We start from the raw sequence: 13,394 nt of genomic DNA on the forward strand, positions 1-13,394 counted from the left end.
ACGGCGCATGCGCGCGGGTCTTGATCTGGCTCATGCCGGGAACAATCCCGATGCGATATCGTTGGATATCAAAAATTGGGGTTAAATCATGTTTCGAATTCTTTTGACCATGTTCTGCACGCTTGCTCTGGCCGCGCCGCTTTCGGCGCAGACCGACAGCGAGCGCCGGACCTTCGGCGACGACGTCTTCCTTGCCGGCGAGGACGTGATCCACGGCGGGGCCGGTGCCGACGATGCCTTTCTCGCGGGCGATGGCGTCACGCTGGAGACCGCGATCACCGGGACCGCGCATATGGCGGGCCGGCGTCTGTCGGTTCTGGGCGAGGTCGGCGGCGATCTCTACGCCGCCGGGATGGATATCCTGCTGGGTGCGCCCATCCGCGGCGACGCCACGGTCGCGGGCTACGATATCCGCGTCGATCGCGCCGTGGGCGGCGATCTGCGGGCGGCGGGAACCTCGGTGCATGTCACGGGACCGGTCGCGGGCTATGCGCTGCTGACCGGCGAGGCCGTGACGATCGCGGGCCGGATCGACGGCGACGTCGAAGTCAGCGCCGGGACCATCGCCTTCGGCGCCGACGCCGAGATCGGCGGGACGCTGACGCTCCATCACGAGGATCCGGCCTCGGTGGCGGTGCCGGCCGGCGTCCTGCCGGCGGAGCGGATCACGCGGCGGACGCTCGAGGACTGGGAGCACGGGCCGCGCGATTTCGCCCCGGTCGGCTGGGGCGCGGTGATCGCCGGCTTTCTCGGCAGCGTGCTGGCGGTCGGGCTGATCGCGACACTGGTGGCCGCCATCGTCCCGCAAGGCTTGGCGCGGCTGCGCGAGCAGGCGCTCGGCCAGCCGTTCCGGACGCTCTGGATGGGTTTCCTGACGCTCTCGGTTCTCTCGGGGGCGGCGATCCTGCTGGCGGTCACGGTGATCGGCATCTTCGTCAGCCCCGCCGCCGTGCTGGCCGCGCTGGCCGTGGGGTTCGCCGGCTATGTCATCGGCGCCTATGCCTTTGGCGTCGGGCTACTGGGCGCGTTCGGCCGGGCGGCGCCTGACAGCATCGGTGACCGGGCGCTTGCGGCCTTCACCGGGGCGCTCGCCACCGGACTCGTCACGCTGATCCCGCTTCTCGGCTGGGTCTTCGCCATGGCGCTGACGCTGCTCGGGACGGGCGCGCTCGCCGTGCGGGTGCTGCGGCCGGCCTTCTTCACCGAACGGGCGGCCTGACGCCGGGTCATCCGGCCGGGATGTCGCAATCCCGGCCCGTCCCGCCTATCTGGGGACCATGCGCGCGGTGGTGTTGATTCTCTTTCTCGGTCTGCCGGCAGGGCCGGCCGTGGCGGACTGTGTGGTCCTTCTGCACGGTCTGGCGCGCAGTTCGGCCTCGCTCGTCGTCATGGAGCTGTCGCTGGAACAGGCGGGCTACCGAACGGTGAACCGCAGCTATCCCTCCACCGATGCAACGGTGGGCCGACTGGCCCTGACCGCCATCCCCGAGGCCCTCGCCGCCTGCGGCACCGAGCGCCCGGTGCATTTCGTGACCCATTCGATGGGCGGGCTGCTCGCCCGGGCTTACCTGCAGGATCGAGAGATCGCGGGCCTGGGCCGGATCGTGATGCTGGCGCCCCCGAACCAGGGCTCGGCACTGACCGACGAGATGCGCGACTGGCCGGTCATCGCGGATCTCCACGGCCCGGCTTTCGACCAGCTCGGCACCGGGCCCGGCAGCCTGCCGAACCGGCTCGCCCCGGTGACAGCGGCCGAGATCGGCGTCATCGCGGGCAGCGTGTCGCTGAACCCCGTTCTGTCGGAAATGATCCCGGGCGCCGATGACGGCAAGGTGTCCGTCGCCAGCACCCGCCTCGAGGGAATGGACGACCACATCGTCCTGTCCGTCAGCCATACCTTCATGATGAACAACCCGCTCGTCATCGCGCAGGTGCTGACCTTTCTCGAGACCGGCCGCTTCGAGCACGGGCTCACCCTGGGCGAGGTGATCCAGCGCCAGTTCACCGGCAGGTGACGGATCGGCCCGCCCCGGCCGCGCCTGCGGCGCACCGGTGCCCGAGCGGCGCGGGAAAGGCGTCGGCGCCTAGCGCGACACCGGCCCCAGGACCCGGTTCACATGGCCCATCTTGCGGCCCGGCCGCGTCTCGGCCTTGCCGTAGAGATGCAGCGCGGCGGCCGGGTCGGCGGCGTGGGCCGGCACGTCGTCCATGTCGTCGCCGATCAGGTTCAGCATCTCCACGTCGGCATAGCGGGACCCGTCGCCGAGCGGCCAGCCGGCGATGGCCCGGATATGCTGCTCGAACTGGTCGACGGTGCAGCCCTGCTGCGTCCAGTGGCCGGAATTGTGCACCCGCGGTGCGAACTCGTTGACGACGAGCCCGCCCGGTGTGACGAAAAGCTCGAGCCCCAGCACGCCGACATAGTCGAGCGCGTTCAGCAGGCGCCCCGCCGCCAGCACCGCATCGGTGCGCCGGGCCGCGCTCAGCTGCGCCGGCACCGTCGTGCGGCGCAGGATCCCCTCCTCGTGGACGTTCTCGCCCGGGTCGAAGCAGGCCACGCGCCCGTCCAGCCCGCGAGCCCCGATGACGGAGACTTCGGCGGTGAAAACGACGAAGCCCTCCAGCACGGCCGGCGCGCCCGCGATGGCCGCGAGCGCCGCGGCGGCGTCATCCGGCGCGGCCAGCCGCGCCTGGCCCTTGCCGTCATAGCCGAAGCGGCGGGTCTTCAGGATCGCGGGGACCCCGACCCGCGCGATCGCCGCCTCCAGGTCATCGGCGCCGTCGACCGCCGCGTAGGGGGCGGTGGCGAGCCCGATCTCGTTCAGGAAATCCTTTTCCGCCAGCCTGTCCTGGCTCACCGCCAGCGCGCGGCGGCCCGGACGGATGGGCGCATGGGCCTCGACCACGTCGAGCGCGGCGGTCGGCACGTTCTCGAATTCGTAGGTGACCACGTCGACCGCCGTGGCGAAGGCCGCCAGCGCATCGGCGTCCTCGTAGGGCGCGGTGGTCACGCGATGGGCGACCTGCCCGGCCGGCGGCTCTGCGCCCGGCTCGAATATGTGGCTGCGATAGCCGAGCCGCGCCGCCGCGACCGACAGCATGCGGCCAAGCTGCCCGCCGCCGAGAATGCCGATCGTGGCGCCCTGGGGCAGCCGGTCAGTCATCCGACGGCTCCTCGGGGATCGCGGCCGAGAGCGCCGCGCGCCAGGCGTCGAGCCGGTCGGCGAGCGCCGTGTCGGTCATGGCGAGGATCTGCGCGGCGTAGAGGCCGGCATTGGCCGCACCGGCCTGGCCGATGGCCATCGTGCCCACCGGGAACCCTTTGGGCATCTGCACGATGGAATAGAGCGAATCGACCCCGGACAGCGCCCGCGTCTGCACCGGCACGCCGATCACCGGCACACGGGTTTTCGAGGCCATCATCCCCGGCAGATGCGCCGCGCCGCCCGCGCCCGCGATGATGACCCTGAGGCCGCGGTCCACGGCGGTCCTGCCATAATCCCAAAGCCGGTCCGGCGTGCGGTGGGCCGAGACGATCCGCGTCTCGTAGGCCACGCCCAGCTCGTCCAGGATATCTGCCGCGGCTTTCATGGTGGCCCAGTCCGACTGGCTGCCCATGATGATGCCGACCTCGGTCTTGCCCATGCCTGTCCCCGTTTGCGCGTCAGTTCAGGAAGCGCGCACTATAGTGATCCGGGCGGCTCAGGCAATGATGTCGGGGAACAACTCGTCCTCGATCCGCGCGATCTTGTCCTTGAGCACGAGCTTCTGCTTTTTCAGCCGCCGGAGCGTGAACTGGTCGCTGCGCGAGGTCTCGTCCAGCGCGGCGATGGCCTCGTCCAGATCGCGGTGTTCGCGCTTGAGATATTCAAGCTCGGCACGGAGCACGTCCGTCCGGTCCATCTGGGTCGGCGGGTTCATTTGCGTCGCGATCTCTCGGTCTGTTCGGGAACCCCGACTATACCATCTGCGCGCGCTTCTGGAAGCCCGTTCCGCCCGCGGGACTTGCGCGGCCGCCCGGGCGCGCCCATATCTTGCGAGGGTCCGCCGAAACGGGGGCCTGACCGCTGGTCGCTTACGACAAGGACTAGGACTAGGACATGACGAAACTCACACTCGCATCGCATCCCTTTCTGCTGGGATTCGATCAGCTCGAACGCCTGGTAGAACGCACCGCCAAGACTGGCAATGACGGCTACCCGCCCTACAACATCGAACAGGCCGCGGAGAATGCCTACCGCATCACGCTGGCCGTGGCCGGCTTCCGCGAAGGAGACCTGTCGATCACGCTGGAGGATCGCCAGCTGGTCGTGCGCGGCAAGCAGGCCGACGACACCGACGGCCGGGTGTTCCTGCATCGCGGCATCGCCGCGCGCCAGTTCCAGCGCAGTTTCGTGCTGGCCGACGGGGTCGAGGTGACCGGCGCCGCCATGGAAAACGGGCTCCTGCATATCGATCTGCGTCGCGCCGTGCCGGACCAGGTCGTGCAGACCATCGAGATCAACAAGGGGTGAGGCAAGTCATGGATCACAAATACGACATCGATACCGGCAGCAAGGACCGCATCGTCTATGTGCGCCCCGTCGCCGTCGAGGATCTGCCCGACGAGCTGCGCGAGCATGCGCCCGGCCTCGAGCAGATCTACGCCGTCCATGACGAGGACGGCCAGCGCCTGGCCCTCGTGCGCGACCGGAGCCTGGCCTTCGTCCTGGCCCGCCAGAACGACCTGGACCCGGTGAGCGTCCACTGATCTCAGGGGGCGGCCGCGCCGCCCCATATCCCCCAGCGCCGCGCCAGCAGCGCCGCGCCGGCCTTGTTGGCCGTGCCGCGCGCCTGGCCGCCGAGAACCGCATCCTGAAGCGCCCCGGCCTCGCCGGCATGCGGGGCGCATCCGGCGCGGACATGGGGCGCGCACCAGATGCCGACGCCCCGTTGCGCGAGCCAGCCCGACAGCCAGATGTCGTCGATGGCCCAGAGCGCCGCGGGTATCTTCGCCGTTTCCGGTGCGAACCAGTCCGGGTTCACCAGCACCCCCGCGAACCCCTGCGCGATATCGACATGGCCGTGCCGGCCCGGCGCCGTGCGCGGTGCCCGCGCCGCGGCGGGGCCGGCCGATCGCGCCAGCCGGCCGGTCCGGATCATCTGCGCCGGTGGCCGCAGCCAGGGGCGCGGCCCGGGCCGCGGCCGTGGCGGGGACAGCCCAAGGTAATCGACGTCGAAACCCGCCCCGGCGATCGCCATGCCGGGCCGTGCCCGGGCCGTGGCGCAGATGCGGGCCGTCCAGGCGGGGCCGTAGACCCAGTCGTCGTCGCAATAGAGGATCCGCGCCCCAGTGCCCGCCAGCTCCGCCGCGAGCGGCAGAAGCTTCGTTGCCGGTCCGAGATCCTCCGCGACGACACGAAGCTCCACGCCAGCCGGCAGGGCGGGCGGCGTCCCGTCCCAGTCCGGAAACCGGCGGTAGCGGCGCGGGATCGTCACCCGGATCAGGTCGGGGGCGCGGCGCTGGGCGCGCAGGCTTTCGAGCGTCGCGCCCAGGGTCGCGAAACGCGGCGGGATGGTGGTCAGCGAGACCGCAAGCATGTTCCGGTTATAGCCGAGACGGCCGCGCCCGTAAGCCGCGGCCTTCCCCCGCGGGCCTCACCCCTTGATAAGCCCCATCTGTTCGAGCTTGAGGATCACCTGGTGGGCGCAGTGGTCCACGTCCATGCCCTCGGTGTCGACGCGCAGCTCGGGGGTGGCCGGTTCCTCGTAGGGGTCCGAGATCCCCGTGAACTCCTCGATCTTGCCCTCGCGCGCCAGCTTGTAGAGCCCCTTGCGGTCGCGCCGCTCGCATTCCTCGAGACTGGTCGCCACATGCACCTCGCAGAAGGCGCCGTATTGCTCGATCATCTCGCGCACCGTGCGCCGCGTCGCCGTGTAGGGCGCGATCGGCGCGCAGAGCGCGATGCCCCCGTTCTTGGTGATCTCGCTGGCCACGTAGCCGATCCGGCGGATGTTGATGTCGCGATGTTCCTTGGAAAAGCCCAGCTCCGAGGACAGGTGCTTGCGCACCACGTCCCCGTCCAGCAGCGTCACCGGCCGCCCGCCCATCTCCATCAGCTTGACCATCAACGCGTTCGCGATCGTCGACTTGCCCGAGCCCGAAAGCCCGGTGAAGAACACCGTGAAGCCCTGGTTCGCCCGCGGCGGGTAGCGCCGGCGCAGCTCGCGCACCACCTCGGGGAAGGAGAACCATTCCGGGATCTCAAGCCCCTCCGACAGCCGCCGGCGCAGCTCGGTGCCCGAGATGTTCAGCACCGTCACGCCCTCCTCGATCTCGTCGGCGGGCTCGTACTGCGCGCGCTCCTGAACGTAGACCATGTGCTTGAAGTCGACCATCTCGAGCCCGATCTCGCCGGCATGCGCGCGCACCATCTCCTGCGCGTCGTAGGGGCCGTAGAAATCCTCGCCCGCGCTGTTCTTGCCGGGGCCGGCATGGTCGCGGCCCACGATCATGTGCGTGCAGCCGTGGTTGCGCCGGATCAGAGCGTGCCAGAGCGCCTCGCGCGGGCCCGCCATCCGCATCGCAAGGTTCAGAAGGCTCAGCGTCGTCGTCGCGGAGGGGTACTTGTCCAGCACCGCCTCGTAGCAGCGCACCCGGGTGAAGTGATCCACGTCGCCCGGCTTGGTCATGCCGACCACCGGGTGGATCAGCAGGTTCGCCTGCGCCTCCTTGGCGGCGCGGAAGGTCAGCTCCTGGTGCGCGCGGTGCAGCGGGTTGCGCGTCTGGAAGGCCACGATCCGCCGCCAGCCCAGCTTGCGGAAGAGCGCCCGCAACTCGTTCGGCGTGTCGCGCCGGCCGCGGAAGTCGTAATGCGTGGGCGGCTGGATGCCGGTGACCGGCCCGCCGAGATAGACCCGGCCGGCCGCGTTGTGCAGGTAGTGCACCGCCGGGTGCGCCGGGTCGTCGGCGCCGAAGACCTTCTTGGCCTCGCGCGCCTTGTCGGGCACCCATTTGTCGGTGACCGACATGATCGCGAGGATCACCCCCTCCTGGTCGCGGAGCGCGATGTCGCGGCCGATCTCAACGCCCTCGGCGAACGCCTCGGACACGTCCAGCGTGATCGGCATCGGCCAGAGCGTGCCGTCGGCCAGCCGCATCTCCTCGACGACCGCGTCGTAATCGGCCTCGCCCAGGAACCCCTTCAGCGGGCTGAACCCGCCGTTCATCAGAAGCTCCAGGTCGCAGATCTGGCGTGGGCTGAGGTCCCAGCTCGGCAAATCGCCCGCCTCGCGCTTCAGCTTCTGCGCGCTGTCGGGGGAGACGTAAAGCTCCGGGATCGGGGTGAGGTTGGCGGCTGTCATCGGTGTTTCTCTCTTTTCAATCTACGAACGCGCGGCCGCGACGTCCCCCCGGACCGCGGCCACGCACAGCCTTTAGCGCCGCCCCCTCGGACGGCGCAACAGGGTTTTCCCGAAAAGAACGGCGTCTCGGGCACATGGTGCCCGGGCGGCCGGGGTCCTTATTCCCCGGCTTCGGCCAGAACCGTCTGCCCGGCATCCTCGATCTCGGCGAGGAAGCGCTCGGCCTCCAGGGCGGCCATGCAGCCCATGCCGGCCGACGTGACCGCCTGGCGGTAGATGTGATCCGTCAGGTCGCCCGCCGCGAAGACGCCCGGGATCGAGGTCGCGGTGGAATCGGGCTTGGTCACCACGTAGCCGCCGTGATGCATCTCGAGCTGGTCCTTCACCAGCTCGTTCGCGGGCGCATGGCCGATCGCCACGAAGACGCCGGCGCAGGGGATCTCCTGTTCCGCGCCTGTATCGGTGTGACGCACCCGCACCCCGGTCACGCCCAGCGGCTCTTCGTCGCCCAGCACCTCGTCGAGCACGTGATCCCAGAGCACCTCGACCTTCGGATTGTTGAAGAGCCGGTTCTGGAGGATCTTCTCGGCGCGCAGTTCGTCGCGGCGATGGATCAGCGTGACCTTGGAGGCGAAGTTCGTCAGGAAGAGCGCCTCTTCGACGGCGGTGTTGCCGCCGCCGATCACGACGACTTCCTGGTTGCGGTAGAAGAACCCGTCGCAGGTCGCGCAGGCCGACACCCCGAAGCCCTTGAACTTCTCTTCGCTTGGCAGGCCCAGCCACCGCGCCTGCGCGCCGGTCGCCAGGATCACCGCGTCGGCGGTGAAGGTGGTGCCGCTCTCGCCCTCGGCGGTGAAGGGCCGGTGCGACAGGTCGAGCTTGCCGATGTGATCGGAGATGATCTCGGTGCCGACGGCGCGGGCGTGCTCTTCCATGCGGACCATCAGGTCAGGGCCCTGCACCTCGGTGTCGCCGGGCCAGTTCTCGACCTCGGTGGTGATTGTGAGCTGGCCGCCCGGCTGGATGCCCTGGATCAGAACGGGTTCCAGCATGGCGCGGGCGCCGTAGACCGCGGCGGTGTAGCCGGCGGGGCCGGAGCCGATGATCAGCAGGCGGGTGTGGCGGGTCTCGGACATGTCGCCCCCTTGGGTCTTGCGTTCTTCGTGGTCCCGGTCGATATAGCCGTCGTGGCGGGCATGGAAAAGTGGCCATTTGGTCCCGGTGGACCGTTTTGGCGTCAAGCGCCCGGCATCCCTCCTGAAAAATTTTCTTGCGCGAAAGCGAAACATTATTGCGCGCGGTCCGGTGGCCGCGTAAGATGCGGCAAATATCAGAAAGCAGGATCCGCACCCATGCCGGGATCAAAACTCGATCCGATCGACCGCCATATCCTTGCAGAACTGCAGGCTGACGGGCGCATCACCAATGTCGAACTGGCCCGCCGGGTCGGGATCTCGGCGCCGCCCTGCCTGCGGCGCGTCCGCACGCTGGAGGAGCAGGGCTTCATCCGCGGCTACCATGCCGAGGTCGATCCCCGCGCGCTCGGCTTCGAGGTGCAGGTCTTTGCCATGGTCGGGCTGCATTCCCAGGCCGAGGCCGACCTCTCGGCCTTCGAGGCGCAGTGCCGGGCCTGGCCGCTCGTGCGCGAATGCCACATGCTGAACGGCGAGATCGACTTCATCCTGAAATGCGTCGCGCCCGATCTGTCGACCTTCCAGAGCTTCCTGACAGAGCAGCTGACCGCGGCCGAGAACGTCGCCAGCGTCAAGACGTCGCTGGTGATCCGCGGCGCCAAGGACGAACCGGGCGTTCCCTTCGACGTGCTCGAGGCACGGCTCGACCACCCGGCCTGAACCCGCCCGACCGCGGCTGTTGCGCGGGGCGGGGCCTTGGGGCAGACTTCGTCCATCAGCGCCGTGGGCCGGCCGTCGCCGGGACCCGGCGGCGCACGGGACGGGATCACGCAGCCCATGGCGGTGACACGCTACCATTTCATTTCGGGCCTGCCGGACTCGGGTGCCGAAGAACTCGCACGGCTTCTGGCGCAGAACCCCCGGTTCGTGACCGGGTCCGACACGGGCGCCGACGCGCTGTTCGGGGCCGCGATGCGGCGGATGCAGGATGACGACTGCCCCGAATCCCGCCTCGACGAGCAGCAGTGCCGGGCGCTTCTGCGCGCCACGCTCGACGCGGTGCATCACGACCGCCAGGCGGGGGCGGTCGTCTTCGACAACGCGCCGGGCTGGCTCGGTTATATCGATGCGCTGGGCAACCTTTTTCCGCTGGCCCGCTTCGTGGTGATGGTCCGCGACCCGGCCGATCTGGGCGGAAGCACCGCGCGGGGCGCGCGGCTCGATACGCCGCTGCGCCACCTGCAGGCGGCGCTGGCCGGGGCGCATGCCCAGCGGATTCTCGTGATCGAGCACGAACGCTTTCTGTCCGACCCGGTCACGGTGCTCGACGTGCTGTACCATTTCCTGCGCGAACACGAGTTCGACCACGACCTGGCCCCGCTATCGGACGCCGGGGCAGGAACCGCGGATGCCCAGCCGCCGAAGCGCCGCCTTCTCGGCCTGATGCCGGGCCGGCGTGGGGGCGGCGCCGACGACGCGCCCTGGCGCAAGGAAAAATCCAGCGCCGCCACGATCCTGATCGACACCGGCTGATCCCGGCGCCGGGCTTTCCCGGTGGCGCGCCGCATGCTAGGCCAACGGCGTCCGTCACCGAGCCGAGGCCGCCGATGCTGCCGATCAACCCCAGCCAGATCCCCGCCTTCTACAAGCGGGCCCGCGCCGCGCAGCAGGCGGGGCGCGCGGACGAGGCGCTGCGCCTCTACCGCTCGATCCTGGCGGCGAACCCGAAGCTGGCGGAGGCTCATTTCCAGGTTGGCCGCATCGCGGCGGGTCGGGGCGACACCGACGCCGCCGTCGCGGCCTTCGAGAAGGCGCTGGCTGCGAAACCGGCAGAACCGGCGATCTGGTCGGCATTGGCCGACACGCTGCTCAAGGCCGGCCGGCCGGAGGATGCGGCGGCGCTGCCCGCCCGGGCGCAGAAGGCGGGTCTTGCCGCCGAGCCGCTGGCGGCGCTGGGACTGCGCACCGGGGGGCGGAGCGGTGCGCGCGCGGCCACGCTCGACACCGCCGGGCGGAAAGAGGCACAGCGCCTCGTCCAGCTGATGTCGGCCGGGCGCTTCGCCGAGGCCGAGCGCGGCGCGGCGGCGCTTGCGAGGCGCCAGCCGGGCGTGGCCGCCGTCACCAACATCCTGGGCAGCGCGCGGGCGGCGCAGGGCAAGCGCGATGCCGCGGAAAAGGCGTTCCGCGCGGCGCTGGCCCAGGATCCGGAATTCGTCGAGGCCCGCATCGCCTATGCCGAGATGCTGATCGGCGCGGGCCGACCGGCCGAGGCACAGCGGATCCTGGCCCCCGCGGCCCGCGAGGGTGGCGGACCGGCGCGCGTGCGGGGGCTTTCGGGCAGGGCGCTCTCGGAGCTCGGGGATCAGCGCGCGGCGCTCGCGGAACTGGACGCCGCGCTCAAGGCGGCGCCGAAAGACATGCGCCTGCGCGCCTATCGCGGGCAGGCGCGGCTGCGCGACGGCCGCCCGATAGAGGCGGCCGACGATCTCGAGGCGGCGGTCGGGGCCGGGCTGGCCACCCCCGCGCTGCAACTCGATCTCGTGCGCGCGCTCGGCCGCGCCGGGCGCGAGGCGGAGGCCCTGGCGCGGCTCGACCGGCTGATCGCCGAGGATCCGGACCGCGTCGACTGGCTGGCCGAGCGCGCGCATCTCTACCAGCAGACCGGCCAGTTCGCGGCGGCCGAGACCGATCTGCAGGCGGCCATAGCCCGCAACCCGCTGGGCGGCGCGCTCTATCGCATGATCGCCTTCGGGCGGAAACTGCCGGCCGACGATCCGGTCGTGGCGCAGATGGAAGAGACCTATGCCCGCGACGACCTGCCTGACGCCGAGCGGCGGGAACTGGCTTTCGCGCTGGCCAAAGCGGCCGAGGATGCCCGGCAGCACGACCGGGTCTTTCCCTATCTGAACGCCGCAAACGCCCTGACCCGCAAGGCCTGGCCCTACGATATCGCGGCCGATATCGCCGCCGCGCGCCGGATCACGGAAGCGTTCACCGCGGAGCTGCGCACCGCCTGCGAGGGGCAGGGCCATACCGGCTGCCAGCCCATCTTCGTCACCGGGCTGCCGCGCTCCGGCACGACGCTGGTCGAGCAGATCATCGCCAGCCATTCCCGTGTCACCGGCGGCGGCGAGCTGGCGCGTCTGACCCCGGGCCTCGCGGCCGCGGTCGAGGCGCTCCATGCCGGGGCGTCCGACGCATCGCCGGATTTCGCCGCGATCGGGCGCGATTACTGCGACTGGCTGGCCGCGCGGTTTCCCGGCGCCGACATCGTCACGGACAAGTCGATCACGACCTATGCCTATCTGGGTTTCGCCAAGCTGGCGCTGCCCGGGGCGCGGATCGTCGTGGTCCGCCGCGACCCGCGCGATACCTGCCTGTCGATCTACAAGAACATGTTCCCGGGCGGCACCCACCGCTATGCCGACGACCTGGCCGACCTGGGCACCTATTACCGGATGCACGAGGCGCTGATCGGGTTCTGGCGGGACGTCTGGCCCGAGGCGTTTCTCGAGATTTCCTACGAGGCGCTGACGGCCGATCCCGAACCCGAGGCGCGCCGCCTCATCGCCCATTGCGGGCTCGACTGGGAAGACGGCTGCCTCAACTTCCACGAGGGCAAGCGCCGGGTAGAGACGCTGAGCGGCGCACAGGTGCGCCAGCCGATCTACCGCAGCTCCGTCAGCGCCTGGGAAAAATACGCCGGGGATCTCGCGCCGCTTTTCGCTGCGCTCGAGGACGACACGCCGATCCTCTGAGGCGTGTCAGCGGCAGAGCAGCCCGAGCCCGTGTCGCGACAGCGGCTCGGCGCCTGCCTCCGTCACCAGCGACGTGCGGCCCGGACACATGGCCGTGCCGGTCCGGCTGTCCATCATGATCATGTGCAGGAAGAAGGTCATGCCGGGGCGGATCACGGTCGGTGCGCCGTGATAGAACATCTGGTGTTCCATCCAGCTCGGGGCGTAGCGGGCGCCGACGGCGTAGCCGCAGGCGTTGAGCCGGGCATGGCCGAAGCCGGCGGCGTCCATGGTGCGGGCATAGGCGTCATAGACCAGGCCCATCGGGTTGCCGGGCTTCAGGCAGGCTTCCGCGGCTTGCAGCGCGGCGACCGCCGCCTCGTTCATCCGGCGGTGGCTGTCGCGCGGCTCGCCCACCACGACGGTCCGCATCATGGGGGCGTGGTAGTTGCGATAGGCGCCCGCCCATTCCAGTGTGATCTGGTCGCGGCCCGAGAGTTTCCGCCGCCCGCTATGCGACCGGCAGAGCAGCGCGTGCCGGTCCGATCCGATAATGACCGGGTTGGCGGGAAAATCGCCGCCGCCGGCGAAGATCGCGCCCTGCAGCGCTGCCAGGATCTCGCCCTCGTCGGCCCCGGGCCCGATCTTGTCGAGCGCCGCGTCCAGCGCGTCGTCGGACAATTCGGCGGCGCGCCGGGCATAGATGATCTCGGCCTCCGATTTCACCAGCCGCAGCTCGGAGATCAGGTCGCTCGCCTCCACCAGCTCGGCCCGGCCGTCCAGCGCCGCGGCGAGTTTCATGTAGTTGGCGGCGGTCAGCCCGTGGGTATCGGTCTCGATCCCGAGCCGCTTGCCGGCAAGCCCCAGATCGGCCAGCAGCGCCTGCAGGTCGTCGGCCGGGGTTGCCCCGTCGCGGTCGACCCAGATCCGCACGTCGCCGATCGTCGAGGTCAGCTGCGCCTGGCGCAGGTCGGCCGAGCGCGTCAACAGGACGGGTTCCACGCCGCCCAGCACGAGGCATTGGAAGAAGCAGTAGCCGAAAGTGTCGTATCCGGTCAGCCAGTACTGGCTCTCGGGCGCGAAGACGAGCATCCCGTCCAGCCCGCGTCGTTCCATCTCGGCCTCGGTCCGGGCCAGACGGCCGGCGAATTCCGTGTCCGTGAAATGCAGCATGTCGGGT

The 13,394-nt window shown here is 70.2% G+C and carries 14 protein-coding genes; 7 read left to right on the forward strand and 7 right to left on the reverse strand.

What is annotated here, in order from left to right:
• Positions 1–109 precede the first annotated feature (109 nt).
• Positions 110–1,219, forward strand: a complete 1,110-nt coding sequence (locus tag ACQ5SP_RS14395; RefSeq protein ID WP_430939092.1) for a hypothetical protein — start codon at positions 110–112, stop codon at positions 1,217–1,219.
• A 70-nt stretch (positions 1,220–1,289) separates the two neighbouring features.
• On the forward strand, positions 1,290–2,015 hold the full coding sequence (locus ACQ5SP_RS14400) for an esterase/lipase family protein (RefSeq protein WP_430939093.1): 726 nt from the start codon (positions 1,290–1,292) through the stop codon (positions 2,013–2,015).
• 69 nt (positions 2,016–2,084) lie between these two features.
• Here the strand turns inward: ACQ5SP_RS14400 and ACQ5SP_RS14405 are convergent, their stop codons facing one another.
• The 3 genes from ACQ5SP_RS14405 to ACQ5SP_RS14415 are packed head-to-tail and all read right to left on the reverse strand — an operon-like array spanning position 2,085 to position 3,921.
• Complete coding sequence (locus ACQ5SP_RS14405) at positions 2,085–3,164, reverse strand: 5-(carboxyamino)imidazole ribonucleotide synthase (protein WP_430939094.1); 1,080 nt, start codon at positions 3,162–3,164, stop codon at positions 2,085–2,087.
• Positions 3,157–3,645 (reverse strand): 5-(carboxyamino)imidazole ribonucleotide mutase, encoded by a 489-nt coding sequence (gene purE / locus ACQ5SP_RS14410; protein ID WP_430939095.1) that lies wholly within the window; start codon positions 3,643–3,645, stop codon positions 3,157–3,159. Before purE ends, ACQ5SP_RS14405 begins: the two co-directional genes overlap by 8 nt.
• 57 nt (positions 3,646–3,702) lie before the next feature.
• A complete protein-coding gene (locus ACQ5SP_RS14415; RefSeq protein WP_430939096.1) occupies positions 3,703–3,921 on the reverse strand; it encodes a YdcH family protein in 219 nt (72 codons plus the stop codon).
• A 179-nt stretch (positions 3,922–4,100) separates the two neighbouring features.
• On the opposite strand from ACQ5SP_RS14415, the gene ACQ5SP_RS14420 reads away from it, so the two are divergent.
• Positions 4,101–4,514, forward strand: coding sequence for an Hsp20 family protein (locus ACQ5SP_RS14420; RefSeq protein WP_430939097.1), 414 nt, complete (start codon positions 4,101–4,103; stop codon positions 4,512–4,514).
• Between the two features lie 8 nt (positions 4,515–4,522).
• Positions 4,523–4,750: a DUF1150 family protein gene (locus tag ACQ5SP_RS14425; protein WP_430939098.1), complete on the forward strand. Its 228-nt coding sequence runs from the start codon at positions 4,523–4,525 to the stop codon at positions 4,748–4,750.
• Between the two features lie 2 nt (positions 4,751–4,752).
• Here ACQ5SP_RS14425 and ACQ5SP_RS14430 read toward each other — a convergent pair whose 3' ends face one another.
• The 3 genes from ACQ5SP_RS14430 to trxB form a co-directional block, all read right to left on the reverse strand.
• On the reverse strand, positions 4,753–5,580 hold the full coding sequence (locus tag ACQ5SP_RS14430; RefSeq protein WP_430939099.1) for a glycosyltransferase family 2 protein: 828 nt from the start codon (positions 5,578–5,580) through the stop codon (positions 4,753–4,755).
• 57 nt (positions 5,581–5,637) lie between these two features.
• Entirely contained in the window at positions 5,638–7,344 is a 1,707-nt protein-coding gene (locus ACQ5SP_RS14435) for a bifunctional sulfate adenylyltransferase/adenylylsulfate kinase (protein WP_430939100.1), read from the reverse strand.
• A gap of 158 nt (positions 7,345–7,502) precedes the next feature.
• Entirely contained in the window at positions 7,503–8,480 is a 978-nt protein-coding gene (trxB, locus tag ACQ5SP_RS14440; RefSeq protein WP_430939101.1) for a thioredoxin-disulfide reductase, read from the reverse strand.
• A 216-nt stretch (positions 8,481–8,696) separates the two neighbouring features.
• Here trxB and ACQ5SP_RS14445 point away from each other — a divergent pair, with 216 nt between their 5' ends.
• The 3 genes from ACQ5SP_RS14445 (at position 8,697) to ACQ5SP_RS14455 (ending at position 12,235) form a co-directional block, all read left to right on the forward strand.
• Positions 8,697–9,197, forward strand: a complete 501-nt coding sequence (locus tag ACQ5SP_RS14445) for an Lrp/AsnC family transcriptional regulator (protein ID WP_430939102.1) — start codon at positions 8,697–8,699, stop codon at positions 9,195–9,197.
• A 117-nt stretch (positions 9,198–9,314) separates the two neighbouring features.
• On the forward strand, positions 9,315–10,010 hold the full coding sequence (locus ACQ5SP_RS14450; RefSeq protein ID WP_430939103.1) for a sulfotransferase: 696 nt from the start codon (positions 9,315–9,317) through the stop codon (positions 10,008–10,010).
• Between the two features lie 74 nt (positions 10,011–10,084).
• Complete coding sequence (locus ACQ5SP_RS14455; protein WP_430939104.1) at positions 10,085–12,235, forward strand: sulfotransferase; 2,151 nt, start codon at positions 10,085–10,087, stop codon at positions 12,233–12,235.
• 6 nt (positions 12,236–12,241) lie between these two features.
• On the opposite strand, the gene ACQ5SP_RS14460 is transcribed toward ACQ5SP_RS14455, so the two are convergent.
• Complete coding sequence (locus tag ACQ5SP_RS14460) at positions 12,242–13,387, reverse strand: M24 family metallopeptidase (RefSeq protein WP_430939105.1); 1,146 nt, start codon at positions 13,385–13,387, stop codon at positions 12,242–12,244.
• Between the last annotated feature and the right edge of the window lie 7 nt (positions 13,388–13,394).

It is taken from the genome of Rhodovulum sp. YNF3179, assembly GCF_050586465.1.
Lineage (GTDB): Bacteria > Pseudomonadota > Alphaproteobacteria > Rhodobacterales > Rhodobacteraceae > CAJXYS01.

What these genes read in the sequence shown, in the direction of transcription:
- ACQ5SP_RS14450 (WP_430939103.1), top strand. Translation starts at nt 9,315, where the DNA reads ATGGCGGTGACACGCTACCATTTCATTTCGGGCCTGCCGGACTCGGGT.
- ACQ5SP_RS14420 (WP_430939097.1), top strand. Translation starts at nt 4,101, where the DNA reads ATGACGAAACTCACACTCGCATCGCATCCCTTTCTGCTGGGATTCGAT.
- ACQ5SP_RS14455 (WP_430939104.1), top strand. Translation starts at nt 10,085, where the DNA reads ATGCTGCCGATCAACCCCAGCCAGATCCCCGCCTTCTACAAGCGGGCC.
- ACQ5SP_RS14415 (WP_430939096.1), bottom strand. Translation starts at nt 3,921, where the DNA reads ATGAACCCGCCGACCCAGATGGACCGGACGGACGTGCTCCGTGCCGAG.
- ACQ5SP_RS14395 (WP_430939092.1), top strand. Translation starts at nt 110, where the DNA reads ATGTTCTGCACGCTTGCTCTGGCCGCGCCGCTTTCGGCGCAGACCGAC.
- ACQ5SP_RS14405 (WP_430939094.1), bottom strand. Translation starts at nt 3,164, where the DNA reads ATGACTGACCGGCTGCCCCAGGGCGCCACGATCGGCATTCTCGGCGGC.
- ACQ5SP_RS14435 (WP_430939100.1), bottom strand. Translation starts at nt 7,344, where the DNA reads ATGACAGCCGCCAACCTCACCCCGATCCCGGAGCTTTACGTCTCCCCC.
- ACQ5SP_RS14430 (WP_430939099.1), bottom strand. Translation starts at nt 5,580, where the DNA reads ATGCTTGCGGTCTCGCTGACCACCATCCCGCCGCGTTTCGCGACCCTG.
- trxB (WP_430939101.1), bottom strand. Translation starts at nt 8,480, where the DNA reads ATGTCCGAGACCCGCCACACCCGCCTGCTGATCATCGGCTCCGGCCCC.
- ACQ5SP_RS14425 (WP_430939098.1), top strand. Translation starts at nt 4,523, where the DNA reads ATGGATCACAAATACGACATCGATACCGGCAGCAAGGACCGCATCGTC.
- purE (WP_430939095.1), bottom strand. Translation starts at nt 3,645, where the DNA reads ATGGGCAAGACCGAGGTCGGCATCATCATGGGCAGCCAGTCGGACTGG.
- ACQ5SP_RS14460 (WP_430939105.1), bottom strand. Translation starts at nt 13,387, where the DNA reads ATGCTGCATTTCACGGACACGGAATTCGCCGGCCGTCTGGCCCGGACC.
- ACQ5SP_RS14445 (WP_430939102.1), top strand. Translation starts at nt 8,697, where the DNA reads ATGCCGGGATCAAAACTCGATCCGATCGACCGCCATATCCTTGCAGAA.